Origin of the sequence: Nonomuraea roseoviolacea subsp. carminata (genome assembly GCF_024172185.1) — a bacterium.
Lineage (GTDB): Bacteria > Actinomycetota > Actinomycetes > Streptosporangiales > Streptosporangiaceae > Nonomuraea > Nonomuraea roseoviolacea.
Genome location: NZ_JAMZEC010000001.1, coordinates 2,477,874 through 2,493,471, shown reverse-complemented (window position 1 = coordinate 2,493,471; position 15,598 = coordinate 2,477,874). Strand labels below are relative to the sequence as shown.

At 74.3% G+C, this 15,598-nt stretch carries 14 protein-coding genes; 7 read left to right on the top strand and 7 right to left on the bottom strand.

All coding sequences use genetic code 11. The features are described 5' to 3' along the window. Window positions 1–44: 44 nt before the first annotated feature. From HD595_RS11205 to HD595_RS11195, 3 genes are all read right to left on the bottom strand, one after another. Window positions 45–1,358 carry an AMP-binding protein gene (locus tag HD595_RS11205; RefSeq protein ID WP_253768265.1) on the bottom strand — a complete coding sequence of 438 codons (1,314 nt, stop codon included), beginning with the start codon at window positions 1,356–1,358 and terminating at the stop codon, window positions 45–47. A 27-nt stretch (window positions 1,359–1,385) separates the two neighbouring features. Continuing rightward, window positions 1,386–2,225 carry an SDR family NAD(P)-dependent oxidoreductase gene (locus HD595_RS11200; protein WP_253768263.1) on the bottom strand — a complete coding sequence of 280 codons (840 nt, stop codon included), beginning with the start codon at window positions 2,223–2,225 and terminating at the stop codon, window positions 1,386–1,388. 154 nt (window positions 2,226–2,379) lie between these two features. After that, window positions 2,380–2,625, bottom strand: a complete 246-nt coding sequence (locus tag HD595_RS11195) for an acyl carrier protein (RefSeq protein ID WP_253768261.1) — start codon at window positions 2,623–2,625, stop codon at window positions 2,380–2,382. A gap of 343 nt (window positions 2,626–2,968) precedes the next feature. Between HD595_RS11195 and HD595_RS11190 the strand changes: the two genes are divergently transcribed. The 3 genes from HD595_RS11190 (at window position 2,969) to HD595_RS11180 (ending at window position 7,526) form a co-directional block, all read left to right on the top strand. Beyond that, window positions 2,969–3,628, top strand: a complete 660-nt coding sequence (locus HD595_RS11190; protein WP_253768258.1) for a hypothetical protein — start codon at window positions 2,969–2,971, stop codon at window positions 3,626–3,628. Beyond that, on the top strand, window positions 3,625–5,487 hold the full coding sequence (locus HD595_RS11185) for a class I SAM-dependent methyltransferase (RefSeq protein ID WP_253768257.1): 1,863 nt from the start codon (window positions 3,625–3,627) through the stop codon (window positions 5,485–5,487). Before HD595_RS11190 ends, HD595_RS11185 begins: the two co-directional genes overlap by 4 nt. Before the next feature lie 143 nt (window positions 5,488–5,630). Beyond that, entirely contained in the window at window positions 5,631–7,526 is a 1,896-nt protein-coding gene (locus HD595_RS11180) for a glycosyltransferase (RefSeq protein WP_253768255.1), read from the top strand. A gap of 4 nt (window positions 7,527–7,530) precedes the next feature. Here HD595_RS11180 and HD595_RS11175 read toward each other — a convergent pair whose 3' ends face one another. Further along, window positions 7,531–8,655: a DegT/DnrJ/EryC1/StrS family aminotransferase gene (locus tag HD595_RS11175; RefSeq protein WP_253768253.1), complete on the bottom strand. Its 1,125-nt coding sequence runs from the start codon at window positions 8,653–8,655 to the stop codon at window positions 7,531–7,533. After that, the gene (gene pseB, locus HD595_RS11170; protein WP_253768252.1) at window positions 8,652–9,638 is read right to left on the bottom strand and encodes a UDP-N-acetylglucosamine 4,6-dehydratase (inverting); all 987 of its coding nucleotides are present in this window, start codon (window positions 9,636–9,638) and stop codon (window positions 8,652–8,654) included. The genes HD595_RS11175 and pseB overlap by 4 nt, the downstream gene beginning before the upstream one ends. 104 nt (window positions 9,639–9,742) lie before the next feature. Between pseB and HD595_RS11165 the strand changes: the two genes are divergently transcribed. Next, the gene (locus HD595_RS11165) at window positions 9,743–10,471 is read left to right on the top strand and encodes a cytidylyltransferase domain-containing protein (RefSeq protein ID WP_253768250.1); all 729 of its coding nucleotides are present in this window, start codon (window positions 9,743–9,745) and stop codon (window positions 10,469–10,471) included. Beyond that, a complete protein-coding gene (locus tag HD595_RS11160) occupies window positions 10,468–11,433 on the top strand; it encodes a PseG/SpsG family protein (RefSeq protein WP_253768248.1) in 966 nt (321 codons plus the stop codon). Before HD595_RS11165 ends, HD595_RS11160 begins: the two co-directional genes overlap by 4 nt. Window positions 11,434–11,437: 4 nt before the next feature. Here the strand turns inward: HD595_RS11160 and pseI are convergent, their stop codons facing one another. Further along, a complete protein-coding gene (pseI, locus tag HD595_RS11155) occupies window positions 11,438–12,487 on the bottom strand; it encodes a pseudaminic acid synthase (protein WP_253768247.1) in 1,050 nt (349 codons plus the stop codon). Continuing rightward, a complete protein-coding gene (locus HD595_RS11150; protein ID WP_253768245.1) occupies window positions 12,484–12,993 on the bottom strand; it encodes a GNAT family N-acetyltransferase in 510 nt (169 codons plus the stop codon). Before HD595_RS11150 ends, pseI begins: the two co-directional genes overlap by 4 nt. A gap of 157 nt (window positions 12,994–13,150) precedes the next feature. Between HD595_RS11150 and HD595_RS11145 the strand changes: the two genes are divergently transcribed. Further along, the gene (locus HD595_RS11145; RefSeq protein ID WP_253768243.1) at window positions 13,151–14,599 is read left to right on the top strand and encodes a glycosyltransferase family 2 protein; all 1,449 of its coding nucleotides are present in this window, start codon (window positions 13,151–13,153) and stop codon (window positions 14,597–14,599) included. A 48-nt stretch (window positions 14,600–14,647) separates the two neighbouring features. Continuing rightward, on the top strand, window positions 14,648–15,595 hold the full coding sequence (locus HD595_RS11140) for a CDP-alcohol phosphatidyltransferase family protein (RefSeq protein ID WP_253768241.1): 948 nt from the start codon (window positions 14,648–14,650) through the stop codon (window positions 15,593–15,595). The last annotated feature ends 3 nt before the right edge of the window (window positions 15,596–15,598 follow it).

Here is a 15,598-nt window from a genome sequence, read left to right as displayed (position 1 = left end):
GCGCCTTGAGGAGACGGCGGCCACTCGCTCGCACCTCCGCGCGCTCACGTCCGTGCCTCCAACGCGCCGTAATCGACCTTGCCCGTGGTCAGCAGCGGGAGGCGGTCCACCGCGCGGACGTCGAAGCCGCTCCAGTGCAGCCGCAGCTCCGTGCCGAGGCGGCGGGCCAGGCGGGCGCACGCGTCGCGGTCGAGCCCTTCGGCCCACACCGTGACCCGGTCGTCCCCGCTGGTCGCCGCGACCGGCCCGCAGTCGCGCAGCAGCCCCTCCACGTCGTCGAGGCTGACCCGCACGCCGAAGATCTTGGCGATGCGTTTCATCCGGCCGGTGAGGTAGAGGAAGCCCTCGTCGTCGAGGTGGCCGAGGTCGCCGGTGCGCAGCACGCCGCCCAGGTCGTCGCCCCTGGCCAGGTCGGCGGCCGTCTCCGCGTAGCCCATCATCACGTTGGGCCCCTCGTACACGATCTCGCCGTCGGCCACGCTGAGCCGGCCACCCGGAACGGCGACCCCGGCCGAGCCCGGTTTGGCGGCCAGCCGGTCCGGCGGCAGGACCGAGACGCGCGCCGTCGCCTCCGTCTGCCCGTACATGACGAAGAACCGCTCGGCCCTGCCGGAGAACTCCGTCAGCAGCTCCGCACGCAGCCGGCCGCCCGCCTGCGTGAGCGTGGTCAGCGTCGGGTGCTCCTTGGGGTCGAAGCCGAGCCTGCGCAGCATCTCGTACTGGTACGGCACGGCCGCCAGCGACGTGCAGCCGTGGGCGTCGAGGTGGGTCCAGAACGAGCGTTCGAGCAGGCCCGCGTCGGTGAGGACCACCGTGGCCCCGGCTGCCAGATGGCTGTTGAGCACCGACAGCCCGAAGCTGTAGTAGAGCGGCAGGCTCGTCGGCGCGACGTCGCCGGGCTCGATGGCCAGGGCGGTGGCGATGGCCGTGGCGTTGGACAGCACGGCCCGGCGCGACAGGCGCACGAGCTTGGGGCTGCCGGTCGAGCCGGAGGTGGCGAGCAGGACGGCCAGGTCGGGGTGGGGGTCGTCGGCGTCGCGGCGCCCGCGCGGCGCGCTCTCCACGGCGTGCGCGAACCCGAACAGCGCCGCCGGCCGGAACCTGCGGATCAGCCCGGTCAGCGCCCCCGCCGAGAGGTCGGGGTCGAGCAGCGCCACCGGCCTGCGGGTCCGCCACGCGGCGAGGTAGCGCACCACCGACGCCAGGTCGTTGCGCATGCCGCAGAACACGGGGCCCGGCGGCAGGCGCACGAGCACCTGCGCGGCGCGCTCGACGCGTGCGGCCAGCAGGTCGCCCGTGAGCTCGCCCGGCTCGCCGGCGACGACGAGCCGCGCGTCAGGGTGCGGGAAACCATCCATGGGACGTCCATCCATCGTGTCGGGACCTCACAGCACCAGCCCGCCGTCGACACCGAGCACCTGGCCGGTGACGAACGAGGCGTGGCCCGAGAGCAGGAACGCCACGGTGGCGGCGACCTCGCACGGCTGCCCCACCCGGCCGAGCGGGGTCGCGGCGACGGTCGTGGCGCGGGCCCGGTCGTCGAGCGTGGCGAGCATGGCCGTCTCCACGAAGCCGGGGGCCACCGCGTTGACCCGGATGCCGGCGGGGCCGAGCTCCTTGGCCGCGGACACGGTCAGGCCCAGCAGCGCGGCCTTGGTCGCGGAGTAGACGGCCTGGCCCACCGAACCGCGACGGGCCATGATCGAGGAGACCAGCACCACGGCCGGGCTCGTGCCCCTGCGCAGCAGCCTGATCGCCGACTGCAGCGTGTGGACCGCGCCCACCGCGTTGACGTCGAACAGCCGGGACACCGCCATGCCGGGCAGCAGGCCGAGCAGCGCCGCGTCGTGGGCGCCGGCGTTGATCACGAGCGCGTCGAGGCGGCCGTGGCGTTCGCGGATCCGGCGCATCATGCTGGACACCGCGCCGGGGTCGGCCACGTCGCCGTGGACCGACCAGGTGGGCCCGCCGGTCTCGGCGGCCACCTCCGCGGCGACCTTGGCGGCCCGCTCGGCGTCGCGGCCGTGGACGATCACCTCGTCACCGGCCGCGGCGAGCGCCACGGCGACGGCCCGCCCGATGCCCGAGGTCGAGCCGGTGACCAGTGTCACCCGCGACGTGGTGGTCGTCAGGACCGGGGTCGCGGCCACGGGCTCCAGGACCTCTTCGCCGCTTTCGCCGCACTTGTCGCCGCCGTCGCCCGCCCCACCGACGGCCTCACCCACTGCTCCGCCCGCTGCTCCATCGTCGGCCTCGGCGAGTGCGGTGGCACGGTGCGGGGCGGCCGTCGTGTCGGAGGGTTGCGCGCCGAGGCGGCCGCCTCGATGGGGAACGGAGTGATGCGCGGCGAGGGGCGTCGTCGCCGGGCCGGGGGTGGGGTCAGAACGCGGCGCCGGCATCGTGCTTCTCCAGCAGCCGGGCGGCCTGGGCGAACGAGCTCATGTCGATGATCTCGTCTGTATCGAGCATGATGTCGAACTCGTCCTCGATGGCGGCGACCAGCGCCATGTGGGCGAGGGAGTCCCATTGCGGGATCGCCCGGTATTCGAGGTCGTCGACGTCGGCGCCGTCCGGAAGGCTCAGCGCGGCGCGGAAGACGCCGCGCAGGCGGTCGAGGTGGCCCATGCTCCCTCACTCTCCGTGGTCGAACCAGAACGTAGTGTATCGGCGATCCTCCATGGCTCAAACCGAGCCCCCGTCGCGAGTAATGGAACCGTATAAAGCCGGGTGATGTCCGGGCGAGGCTGCGAATGTCCCTGGGGGCGCGCCAACCGCTACAGGGGGAATGATGGACGAATCCAATCACTGGTACGGGCACTCCCGCATACTCGCCAGGTACTGCGGATACCCGGACGACGTTCCCCGTCGAATACAGGGATTCGTCCAGCATGGCTGGAACTATCTCCACGGATACCCACCGAACGACCATTGGTGCACACCCGGATATCCCCGGTTCATCTGGGCCGACGTGCTGCGTCGCCGCGGCTGGTCGATGGGCCGCCGCGGCCATTACCTCATCGGCGCGCCGTGGATCTACCTCCTCGACCTGGAGCCCGACCTCGGCCTCATGCCGGAAGAAGAGCGGGAGGGCACGATCTGGTACCCGTTCCACGGCTGGGAGAAGAACGCGGTGATCGGTGACCACGGCCGGCTCGCCGCGCACATCCGCGAGGTGGAAACCGGTCCGGTGACCGTGTGCCTTTACTGGCTCGAATTCGCAAATATCGGTATCAGGGCGGCGTACGAGTCGGCCGGATTCCGTGTCATCTGCCACGGCAGCCGCGGCTCCCGATGGGACGACGCCGGGCGCGACTTCCTGCGGGGCCAGCTCACCGAGCTGCGCCGCCACCGCAGGGTGGCCTCCAACCGGCTCGGCAGCGCGCTCTTCTACGGCGCGTCGGTGGGCTGCGACATCGCCGTGTACGGCGATCCGATGCAGTTCGAGGGCGAACGCCCCGAATACGGAGGTACGGCCCGTCGCATGCGGCTCTGGCCCGAGCTGCACGGCGAGCACGTCGACCGCGGCCTGGCCGCCGAGGCCGCGCGGCGAGAGCTGGGATTCGAGTATCAGGCGACACCTGAGGAGCTACGGCGAATGTTCGGCTGGAAGCGGGTGCGATGCGCATGACCGAGGCCCCCGGCAACGTCCGGTTGATCGGCGGCGAGATGCTGCTGTGGTCCGACGCCGACGCGGCCACCGACTGGCGCGGCGCGGGCCTGGAACTGGTCCGGCGGCTCGTCCCTCCCGGCGGGAGGGTGCTGGTGGCCGGGCCGCACCCGAGGGGCCTCATCGGCGCCGTCTCCGGCGCCGCCTCCTCGGTGGCCGTGCTCGTGCGCTCCTACCCCGACGCCTGCGCCCTCGGCGAGCGTCACCCCGCGCTGGACGTCCACTGCGGGCGGCTCCGGGCGCTCACCGGGGTCGAGCCGTACGACCTGGTGCTGGCCCTGGACGGCCTCGAACGCACGCACTCCGCCGAGGAGCAGGCGCCGCCGTGGCGGGCCTCGCTCCAGGCCCTCGCCGCGCTCGTGGCGCCGGGCGGGCGGCTCGTCCTCGCGGTGCCGAACGACCTCGGCGTCGACCGGTTCGTGGACGCCCGGCCGCCCGACCGTGAGGGCGCCGACGGGCACTGGGAGCCGCACGGCTTCGACCCCAGCCATCCCGGCGGCCCGGAGGCCCTGGACGCGGCGCTGGAGGCGGCGGGGCTGGTGGCCGAGCGGTGCTACGCCGCCTACCCGTCACGGCGCGCGCCCCGTGCCCTGTTCGGACGTGAACTCCTGCGCGAGGACCTGCCCGAGGCGCTCACGGTGCCGCTCACGGCGCCCGGCGGCGACACCATGCTCGTGGCCGACCCGCTGCGGCTGACCAGGCTGGCGTTCCGTCACGGGCTCGGGGAGCACCTGGCGCCTCTGTGGCTCACGGTGGCGACCCGTCCCCTCAGCGCCGCCGTCCCCGACGCCGTCACGACCGATCACGCCGGCGAGCCGGATCTCACCACCCACCACGCCGGGGAGCCGGGCCTCACCGCCCACCACGCCGGCGAACCCCACGCCGTGGCCGCCGAGGAGGGTCCTGACGGGGCGGGGGCCGAGGAGAGCGCTCACGAGCCGGGCGCGGGCGTCGCGGCTGCCGAAGAGTGGCCGTACGAGGCAGCCGCCGAGGCCGAGGGCGCTCCATCCCAGGACGCGGGCGAGGCGGCGGTCGTGGACCGAGCACCCCGCGACCTCCTGCCGCAAGGGCTGGTCGAGGTGGGCCGGGCCGTGCACGAGGTCACCGCCACCTCCACCCGGCGCCTGCCCGGCGGGACCGAGCGCCCCATCCCGCGCGGTCGCATCGTCGAGGAGGTGCTGGTCGAGGCGTGCGCCCGCGAGGACGTGCGCGCGGTCCGCGACCTGCTGGCCGCGCTGGCCGCGTGGGTGGCCGACGGCGGGGACGCCCCCGCCGACAACCTCGTCTGGGACGGCGAGCGGTTCACCGCCATCACCCCGGTCCCCGCCCCCGGAAGCCCGGCGCCCGCGCCCGTGGTGCTCTGCCGGATCCTGTGGCGCTTCGCCGTACGGCTGCTCGCGGCCGGGCACCACCACCCGTGGCCGTGGCCGCTCGACGCCGGGCAGCTCGCGCTGACGCTCTGCGGCATGGCCGGCCAGACCTGCGACCAGGACGACCTCGACCGGGCCCGCAAGCTGGAGGCCGAGCTGGGGCAACCAGTGGGACCCGCCGAACTGGCCGGCGCCGCCCCCACGTACCGGGACCTGCTGAGCGCCCGCGACCGGGTGACCGAGCAGCTCACCGCCGCGCTGGCCAGGATCGCGCGCCTGGAGACGAAGCTGAGCTTCCGCGAGCGCGAGCTGGTGCGCACCCGCGCCAAGCTGCGCAGGAGCCAGCGGAAGGCGACCGCGCTGCGCCGGACGCTCGGCTACCGGCTGTCCCGCCGCCTGTCGCGCCCGCGCCGGGCCGCCCGCAAGGTCCTGCGCCTCCTGGCCCGCTGAAACGGGCGACCGGACCCCGCGGCAGGTGGGCGTCCGCACATGCGGCTCCCACCCGCACGCCTCCGAGTGGGGCGCCCTCCTTCGAAGAGTCCCGCCGAGACAGCCCGAGCAACCTCCACGGCCCAAGAAGAGAAGGTGGTTCCGTGCCGATCCTGTCGGTGGTCGTCCCGTTCCACGACGTCGAGGAGTACCTCGGCCCCTGCCTCGACTCGCTGACCGCGCAGACGCTGCGCGATCTGGAGGTGATCTGCGTCGACGACGGCAGCCGCGACGGCGGGCCGGCCGTGGTCGAGGCCAGGCGGGCGGCCGACCCTCGCGTGCGTCTCGTCCGGCAGGCCGGCGGCGGCGTGGGACGGGCGCGCAACATCGGCGTGCGGCACGCGACCGGCCGCTACCTGGCGTTCGTGGACGGCGACGACCTGGTGCCGAGGGACGCCTTCCGCCGCCTGGTGGCGTCCCTGGAGTCCACCGGCTCGGACCTGGCCTGCGGCAACGTCATGCGCCTCCACCACGACCAGCTCGTGCCGTCGTGGGCGCACCGGCAGGCGTTCGCCAGGCGGCTGGAGCGGACCCACATCACCCGCCACCCGCTGCTGGTCCGCGACCGCATGCTGTGGAACAAGGTCTACCGGCGCTCCTTCTGGGACGCCCTCGCCCTGACGTTCCCGGAACGCCTGTACGAGGACCAGCCCGTGGCCATGGCCGCGCACGTGGGCGCGACCTCGGTGGACGTGCTGAAGGCCGTCGTCTACTACTGGCGCCGGCGCGACTGGTCGGTCACCCAGCGCAGCCTGGAGCCGGGCAACGTGCGCGACCGCCTGCTGTCGGTGCTGGAGACGGCCACGCTGCTCGCCCGCCGGGCGCCGGGCGTCAAGCCGCGCTTCGACCGCGACACCCTCGACATCGACATGAGCGTGGCGGTGGAGGCGGTGGCCCGCATGGGGACGGCGGCCGACCCGGCGATCCTGGACCTCGCGGCCCGCTACCTCGACGGCGTCGCCCCGGACGACTGGCTGAGCCTGCCGTACCAGCGCCGGCTGCTGACGCACCTGCTGCACCGGCGACGGGTGGAGGAGCTGGCCGCGGTGTTCGCGCAGGAGCGCGCGGGCGGCCTGTGGCCGCCCCTGGCCTCCACGAGGTTCGGGCTGGGCGGCAGGCGCTGGTACGGCCGGCATCCCGCCCTGCCCGCGCACCTGGCGGAGGTGACCGACGAGCTGGGCCTGGAGACGCGGCTGCTGTCCGCCGGCTGGCGGGACGGCCTGCTGCGCGGCGAGGGCTGGATGTCGGTCGGCCGGTTCGACGCGCGGGGGCTGGGCCGCGCCCGCGTCCGCGTGTGGCTGCGGGAACGCGGCACGGGCGACACCGTGCCCCTCTCGGAGGACAGGGTGACGCCGGCCAGCCTCGGCGTGCCCCAGGAGGACGGCCGGGTGGCGGCCGAGCACGGCTTCCCGTTCGGCTTCGCCTTCGACCCCGCCACGCTGTCACCGGCGCGGCTGGCCCGGCGCGGCCACTGGGAGCTGCGCGTCGAGCTGCGGGCCGGCGGGCTGCGGCTGGAGGGGAAGGTCGCGGGGCCCCGGTGGCTGCCCCCGGCGGTGCCGCCGCCGGTGCGCAGGGCCGGCTCCTGGCTGGTGCCCGTACGCGCCGGCAAGGGGGTGTGGGGGCTGCGGGTGCGCCGCGCCGAGGCGCTGATCGGCGAATGCCGGATCGAGGGCGGCGACCTGCTGGTGGCGGGCGAGCTGGCCGACCCGGGCGACGGCGATCCGGTGCTGCGGCTGGTGCGGCGCGGCGACGGTGAGGAGATCTACTTCCCGGTCACCCTGGACGGCCACGCGTTCACCGGCCGGATCCGGCTCGGCGACATCGAGGCGCCGGTGGGCCGGGTGCCGCGCTGGGACGTCCTGCTCGACCAGGGCAGGAAGATCCGCCCGCTGGTGCGGACCCGGGCCCGCCCGGCGGCGACCGTGGCGGGCCGCAGGTTCGTGGCCGACCGGGGCGACGACGGCTGCCTGATGCTCGTGGAGCACTGCCCGCCGCTGTGAAGCGTCACGCCAGGACGGCCAGCAGGCACTCCACGACCCGGTCCTGCTGGTCGTCGGTGAGGCCGGGGAAGAGCGGCAGCGACAGCTCCTCCGCGTAGTACGCCTCGGCCCGCGGGCACATGCCGCGCCGGTAGCCGAGGTCCTCGAACACGGGATGCCAGTACGCCGGGATGTAGTTGACCTGCACCCCGATGCCGGCCGCCCGCATCCGGCCGTACACCTCGCGCCTGCGCCCGCCGCCGATCCGCACGGGGTACAGGTGCCAGGCCGGCTCGACGTACGGCAGCCGCCCCGGCAGCCGCAGCCCGGGCACCCCGGCCAGCAGCGCGTCGTAACGGGCCACCAGCTCGCCGCGGCGCGCCAGGAACGCGGGCAGCCGCCCGAGCTGGCTCAGGCCGAGCGCGCACAGCACGTCGGGCAGCCGGTAGTTGAGGCCGAAGTCGTGCACCTCCTGGTGCCAGCCGCCGTGGCCGGGGTCGCGCTGCTCGGCCGGGTCGCGCACCAGCCCGTGGTTGCGGAAGCGCGCCGCGCGGGCGAAGCGCTCGCCGTCGGGCAGGGCCAGCGCGCCGCCCTCGGCGGTGGTGACGGTCTTGGTCGGGAAGAACGAGAACGTGGTGACGTCGGCCAGCGATCCCACCGGCCGGCCCTTGTAGGAGGCGCCGAGGGAGTGGGCGGCGTCGCCGACGAGGAGCGCGCCGGCCCGGTCGGCGACGGCGCGCAGCTCGTCGTAGTCGGCGGGGTGGCCGGCGTAGTCGACGGCGGTGAGCGCCCTCGTGCGGCCGGTGACCGCCGCGCCGGCGGCCTCGGGGTCGAGGTTGCCGGTGTCGTCGCGGACGTCGGCGAAGACGACCCGCGCCCCCCGCAGCGCGGCCGTGGCGGCGGTGGCCACGAACGTCAGCGGCGAGGTGACGACCTCGTCGCCCGGGCCCACGCCGGCGGCGGCGTAGGCCACGTGCAGGGCGGCGGTGCCGGAGGTGACGGCCAGGCAGGGGACGCCGCCGGTCCAGCGGGCCAGCCCGGCCTCGAACGCGGTGACCGCGGGCCCGGTGGTGAGCCAGTCGCCGCGCAGCACCTCGGCGACGGCCAGGACGTCGTCCTCGGTGATCGACTGCCGGCCGTAGGGGATCACCAGCGGCCGTCCGCCAGCATGCGGCGCAGCTCGTCGGCCGACAGCCACAGGTCGTTGGTGTCGGAGCGGTAGGCGAACCCGTCGGGCAGCGGCTCGCCGTCGGCCGGCGGCTCGTAGCCCCAGGTGGCGATGGCGGGGCGGACGACGTAGCGGTCGCCGAGCCGCAGCGTGCGGCGGCCGTCGTCGGGCCCGATCATCTCCTCGTGCAGCTTCTCGCCGGGCCGGACGCCCACCTCGTAGACGGGGGCGTACGGCGCGACGGCGTCGGCCAGGTCGGTGATGCGCATGCTGGGGATGCGCGGCACGTACAGCTCGCCGCCGCGCATGAGGTCGAAGGAGTCGACGACGAAGCGCACCGCCTGGTCGAGGGTGATCCAGAACCGGGTCATGCGCTTGTCGGTGATCGGCAGGCTGGCGCCCTCGGCGGCGAGCCGCTGGAAGAACGGCACCACCGAGCCGCGGCTGCCCACCACGTTGCCGTAGCGCACGACCGCGAAGCGGGTGGCGTGGCCGGCCGCGTAGTGGTTGGCCGAGACGAACAGCTTGTCGGCCACCAGCTTGGTCGCGCCGTACAGGTTGACCGGGCCGGACGCCTTGTCGGTGGACAGCGCGACGACCTTGCGCACGCCGCTGTCGATGGCCGCCTCGACGACGTTCTGCGAGCCGGTGACGTTGGTGCGGACGTACTCGAACGGGTTGTACTCGGCGGTGTCGACCTGTTTGAGCGCCGCGGCGTGGACCACGAAGTCGACGCCGTGCATGGCGCGGGTGAGCCGGTCGCGGTCGCGCACGTCGCCGATGAACCAGCGCAGCCGCCGGTCGTCGCCGAAGGTCTGGCGCGCCTCCCACTGTTTGAGCTCGTCGCGGGAGAAGACCGCCAGGCGCCGCACGTCGAGGACGTGCAGCGCGTGGCGGATGAATGCCTTGCCGAAGGACCCCGTGCCTCCGGTGATCAGTACGGACGATCCGCTCAGAATGCTCACGTGACCCCCTGAATCGTGTTCACGCCCTGTAGTCGCCGGAGCTGAGCCGGTAGCATAGCGCGATCGTTCAGCAACGCACGGTCACACGGGGGAATGGGGCTTCAGTGCGGATTGTCGGAATCATTCAGGCACGGACGGGGTCGACGCGCCTGCCGGGGAAGGTCCTGCGCGAGCTGGGCGGCCGGTCGGTGCTGAGCTGGGTGGCCCGGGCCGTGCGGCAGGCGGACGCGGTGGACGAGCTGGTGGTCGCCACCACGACCGAGCCCGCCGACGACGCCGTGGTGGCCGAGTGCCTGCGGCTCGGCGTCGCGTGGCACCGGGGGCCGGTGGACGACGTGCTCGGCCGCTTCCTGCAGACGCTGGAGCTCCACCCGGCCGACGCGGTGATGCGCTTCACCGCCGACTGCCCGCTGCTCGACCCGGCGATCGTCCGCGAGGCCGCGCTGGTCCACCGGGCGGTGCCGGGCCTCGACTATCTGAGCACGAGCCTGACCCGCACCCTGCCCCGCGGCCTCGACGTGGAGATCGTGAGCCGGGAGGCGCTCGCGCGGGCCGGGCGGGAGGCGACCGCCCACCACCGCGTCCACGTCACCTCCTACGTCTACACGCATCCGGGCGCGTCGCGGCTGCTCGGCCTGGCCTACGCCCCGTCGGCCGCCGACCTGCGGGTCACGCTCGACACCGAGGACGACTGGGCGCTGATCTCGCGGGTGGTGGCCGCCTTCGGCGACCGGTGCGTGCCGTACGCGACGCTCGTGGGCTGGCTGCGCGCCCGGCCGGAGATCTGCCGGCTCAACGCGCACGTCCAGCAGAAAGCGCTGCAGGAGGCATGATCGGCCGGGTCGGCGTCCGTTGCGACGCCGGCGCCGGCAGGGGCGTCGGCCACCTGGTGCGCTGCGTGGCGCTCGCCGAGGAGCTGCGCGGGCGCGGCGTCGAGGTCAGCTTCCTGGGCGACCTGGCGGGTTCGGCGTGGGCGCGGGCCCAGCTCCTGGCGCGCGGCCTGCCGCTCGTCCCGGCGCCCGACGGGCCCGGGCGGCTCGCGGAGCTGGTGGGCGACCTGCGCCTCGACGCGGTCGTGCTCGACTCCTACGACCTGGCCCCCGGCACGGGCGCGCGGGTCAGGCAGACGGGCGCGGCCGTGCTGGCGATCGTCGACGGCGACCCGCTCGGCCAGGAGGCCGACGTCTACCTCGACCAGAACCTCGGGGCCGAGCTGCGGCCGTTCCCGCTGCTCGCCGAGCGGCTGGCCGGGGTGCGCTACGCGCTGCTGCGCGACAGCGTCCGCGGGCTGCGCCGGGTGGCCGGGCCGCGCGGTGACGTGCCGCGCGTGCTGTGCTTCTTCGGCGGCACCGACAGCGCGGGCGTGACGCCGGCCTGGGCCGAGGCGCTGGGGGCGACCGGCATGCCGTTCCGCGCGACGGTGGTGAGCCCGCGGCCGTTCGCGGCGGACGGGCCGATCACCGTCATCCCGCCCACCGACCGGCTGCCCGAGCTCATGGCGGAGGCCGACCTCGTGCTCACCGCCGCCGGCTCGACCATCTGGGAGCTGCTCTACCTCGGCGTGCCGGCCGCGCTGACCTGGGTGACCGGCAACCAGCTCATCGGCTACGAGGCGCTGGTGGGCGGCGGCATCGCGGCCGGGCTCGGCCCCGCGCCGGGCCCCGCCGCCACCGAGATGCTGGCCCGGCTGCTCGCCGACCCGGGGCTGCGCGAGGAGTACGGCAGGCGGGGCAGCGGCCTCGTGGACGGCAAGGGCCGCGAGCGCGTCGCCGACGCCCTCCTCGGGCTCAGGTGAACCGTCAGATGAGGTCCCAGGTGAGCGGCGTGCCCGCAGGCACGTCGCGGGTGAAGCGGCGCCCCGTCACCTCGGCCAGCGCCGCGGGCGGCAGCCCGCCCGCGGGCCGGATGGAGCGGACGTTGCGCTCCGTCACCGGCTCGCCCGCCCGCACGCCGGTGACCACGTAGAGCGACCGGCGGAAGCGCAGCCCCTCGCGCTCCGACGGCCGGGGCCCCAGGCGGGCCTCGCCGAGCGCCTGCCAGGCCCGCTCGCTCTCCACGACCAGCGCCGCCAGCTCGGCCGGCTCCAGCGAGAACGCCGCGTCCACCCCGCCGCCCGCCCGGTCCGGCGTCACGTGCTTCTCGATGAGGCAGGCGCCGAGGGCGACCGCCGCGAGCGCCGCGCCGATGCCCGGCGTGTGGTCGGAGACGCCGACCACCGCGCCGGTGAGCCCGGCCAGCAGCGGCAGCCGCCGCAGGTCGCTCTCGGCGGGCGAGGCCGGGTAGGAGGCGGTGCAGGCGAGCACGGCCAGCTCGGCGCAGCCGGCCTCGCGGGCCGCCGTCACGGCCGCGTCGATCTCGCCGGCCGTGGCCATGCCCGTGGACAGCACGAGCGGCTTGCCGGTGGCCGCGACGAGCCGGATCAGCGGCAGGTCCACCAGCTCGGACGAGGCGATCTTGTACGCGGGGCAGCCGAGCTTCTCCAGCAGCTCGACGGCCGTCGGGTCGAACGGCGAGGAGAACACGGCGAGCCCCAGCTCCCGCGCCCTGGCGAAGAGCGGCTCGTGCCACTCCCACGGCGTGTGGGCCCGCAGGTACAGGTCGTAGAGCCGCTCGCCGCCCCACAGCTCGTGGCCCGAGCCGAGGCGGAAGGCCGGGCCGTCGGCGTCGATCGTGATGGTGTCGGGCCGGTAGGTCTGCAGCTTCAGCGCGTGGGCGCCGCTCGCGGCCACGGCCTCGACGATGGCCAGGGCGCGGTCGAGGCTGCCGTCGTGGTTGCCGGACATCTCGGCGACGACGAACGGCGGCTCGCCGGGGCCGACGCGGCGGCCGGCGATCGTCAGGGGCCTCATGCCCGCCTCCCGGTGGCCGGGCGGGTGAGCTCGACGGTCACCACGTCCACGGTCGTGCCGTCGATGACGCGCCGGTAGCCGCCGGTCTCCTTGAAGCCGAAGCGGTCGTGCAGGAGGCGGACGGCCTGGTTGCCGGCCAGCACCTCGCCCCGCAGGGCCGTCAGCTCCAGCACGTCGAAGGCGTGGCGGATCGCCGCGCGCTCGACGCCGAACCACGCGGCGATCATCTCGCCCCGCCGCTCCAGCCCCGCGAGGTCGAGGTAGAAGCCCCAGGTGGCGATCGGCCGCTCCGGGCCGAGCCCGGAGAAGGTGACCACGCCGCAGGCGGTCCCGCCGTGCTCGTAGACGAGCACCAGCCGGGACGGGTCGGCGCGCACCCCGGCCCACCAGCGGGCGTGCTCCTCCTCGCTGATCACGTGGGTGGTGAAGCTGGCCTGGCGAACCCTCGGGTGGTTGCGCCAGCTGAGCATGGCGGGCAGATCGTCGTCGCGAACCTGTCGGAGCACCGGACCCCCTCACGCTCTGTGTCTGGTTACGTCCACACCGTAGCGGACTATGCGCCCGGTAAAGAGCTGATCAGGGAGGGGCATCGACAGCGGCCACCGGGCCATGGCGGCGGCATGCTGCCCTCGGACCCGTCCCCCGCACACAAGGAGCCCTGGCATGGCGCCCCTGGTCAGCGTCGTCGTCCCGTTCTTCAACGTGGAGCAGTACATCGCCGAGTGCCTGGAGTCGCTGGCGGCCCAGACGCTGAACGACATCGAGGTCATCCTGGTGGACGACGGCTCGGTGGACGGCAGCCGCCGGATCGCGGAGGGGTTCGCCTCCCGGGACCCGCGCTTCACCGTGGTGCGCCAGCCCAACCGGGGGCCCGGCCCGGCCCGCAACGAGGGGGTCCGGTGGGCCCGCGGGTCGTACCTGGCGTTCGCCGACAGCGACGACGTCGTGCCGGCCGAGGCGTACGAGTTGCTGGTCTCCTCGCTGGAGCGGACCGGCTCCGACCTGGCGTGCGGCGGGGTGCGGCGCATGGAGGACGGCGAGCTGTCGCCGTCGTCGCTGCACGAGAAGCTGTTCAGGCGTGAGGTGCGGCGCACGCACATCATGGACCGGCGGGCGCTGGTCAGGGACCGCACGGTGTGGAACAAGCTCTACCGCAAGGAGTTCTGGTACGAGCACCGGCTGCGCTTCCGGCAGGGCATCTACGAGGACGTGCCGCTCAGCATGCGCGCCCACGTGCTGGCCGCCAGCGTGGACCTGCTGCCGGACGTCGTCTACCACTGGCGCAGGCGCGAGGCGGGGGGCGCCTCGATCACGCAGCGGCGGGCCGAGCTGCCCAACCTCGCCGACCGGCTGGAGGCCATCCGGGCCGTCCGGTCGTTCCTGCAGGAGGAGGCGCCGGAGCTGACCCGCTCCTTCGACGGCCTGGTGCTGGAGAAGGACATCGTCTTCCTGTTCCAGGCGCTGGAGCACGCCGAGGCCGACGAGCTGGAGCCGCTGCTGGACCTCGCTCGCCAGTGGCTGGCCGTGCTCAGTCCCGGCGTGCTGGCGACCGCGCCGTCGCTGCGGCGGCTGGAGCTGCACCTGGTGGAGCGCGGGCTGGTCAAGGAGCTGCGCCGGGTGCGCGAGTTCAGGAGGTCGTCGGAGGAGGCCGCGCGCATCGTGCCGCGCGGGCTGCGCCGCGTCGGCTGGTACGGCGACTACCCGTACTTCCGTGACCGGTCGCTGCGCATCCCCGACGAGGTGTACGACGCCCGCGACGAGATCAAGGTGCTGGCCCGGGTCGAGGAGTGCCGATGGGACGGTCAGGGCTTCGCCGTGATCGGCGAGGTGGCCCTGCACCGGGTGGAGCGCAGACCGCGCAAGATCGAGGTGTGGCTGAGCGACGGCAGCCGCAAGGTGCCGCTGCCGTCCAGGCGGCTCGGGCCGGGCCGCCTGGTGGCCGAGATCGACCCGCGCCGGCTGCGCCGCGGCGGCCCCACCTGGCGCCTGCACGCGCAGGTGGAGACGCGTGGGCTGGTGATGGAGGGCTGCTTCCGCGACGGGGACGGCAACCGGACGTGGCGGTTGTCCGTGCCGGGATGGTCAAGAACGGGCATGGACATCACCCAGTAGTTCCAGACGGTGGTTCTGAGGTCACGGCGAGTAGTCATCCTGGAATCCATGAGGTCCTATTCGCTCGATGACGTCCACGCGACACGCAAGCGGAGAGACTCCTGGTGGACCGTGTACCTCGTGGACCCGCTGGCCTGCCGGACGGCTCTGCTGGTGGCCAACCGGACGCGGATCACGCCCAACGAGCTCACCGTGCTGTCGCTGGTCATCGGCCTGGTCTCGGCCGTCTGCTTCGCCCTGGACCTGCTGGTCGCGGGCGCGGCGGCGTTCTACCTCAGCTTCATGGTCGACTGCGTGGACGGGAAGATCGCCCGGCTGAAGGGCACGGGGACGCCCTTCGGGCTCTGGCTCGACTACGTGGGCGACCGGGTGCGGGTGGTCCTCTGCGCGACCGGCCTGGCCTACGGGCAGTACGCGCTCACCGGTGACGTGCGGTTCATCCTGCTTGGCGCGGGGGTCGCCGTGCTGGACCTGTTCCGGTACGTCAACGCGCCGCAGATGAAGCGGGTGCGGGAGATCATCAGGGAGTCGCGGGTGGAGGCCGCCGAGCTGAGGGAGGCCGCCCGGGTCTGGCATCGGGACTACGCGACGGCCGTCCGGGAGCCCGTTCCCGACCTGCGGATCACCGATGAGCCGTCGCTGGGCGAGGGCGACGACGAGCCGGTCGGCGGCGCGGCCGTCGACGACGACGAGGCGGTGGAGCACGTGGCGGCCGCCGCCCGCCGGAGGGGCCGCAACCGCAAGTTCTCCCGGCGGCTCAACAGGTACCTCGCCCGCCGCCGCATCCGCACCCACGTGATCAGCGGCATCGAGTTCCACGCCGCGGTGTTCGTGGTCGCGCCGGTCGTCGGCGTGGCCGCGCTGGTGCCGGTGTCCGCGGTCGCCGGGGTGCTGCTGCTCGCCAACGAGATCTTCCTTGTCTACCGGATGTGGCGCTTCACGCGCCGGCACACCGTGTCCTCCCGGCAGGAGAGCCGAGAGCACGTTCTCGTCTAAGTT

Coding starts and splice junctions, on each gene's coding strand:
- HD595_RS11140 (WP_253768241.1), top strand. CDS start 14,648: ATGAGGTCCTATTCGCTCGATGACGTCCACGCGACACGCAAGCGGAGA.
- pseI (WP_253768247.1), bottom strand. CDS start 12,487: ATGAGGCCCCTGACGATCGCCGGCCGCCGCGTCGGCCCCGGCGAGCCG.
- HD595_RS11145 (WP_253768243.1), top strand. CDS start 13,151: ATGGCGCCCCTGGTCAGCGTCGTCGTCCCGTTCTTCAACGTGGAGCAG.
- HD595_RS11195 (WP_253768261.1), bottom strand. CDS start 2,625: ATGGGCCACCTCGACCGCCTGCGCGGCGTCTTCCGCGCCGCGCTGAGC.
- HD595_RS11160 (WP_253768248.1), top strand. CDS start 10,468: ATGATCGGCCGGGTCGGCGTCCGTTGCGACGCCGGCGCCGGCAGGGGC.
- HD595_RS11185 (WP_253768257.1), top strand. CDS start 3,625: ATGACCGAGGCCCCCGGCAACGTCCGGTTGATCGGCGGCGAGATGCTG.
- HD595_RS11205 (WP_253768265.1), bottom strand. CDS start 1,358: ATGGATGGTTTCCCGCACCCTGACGCGCGGCTCGTCGTCGCCGGCGAG.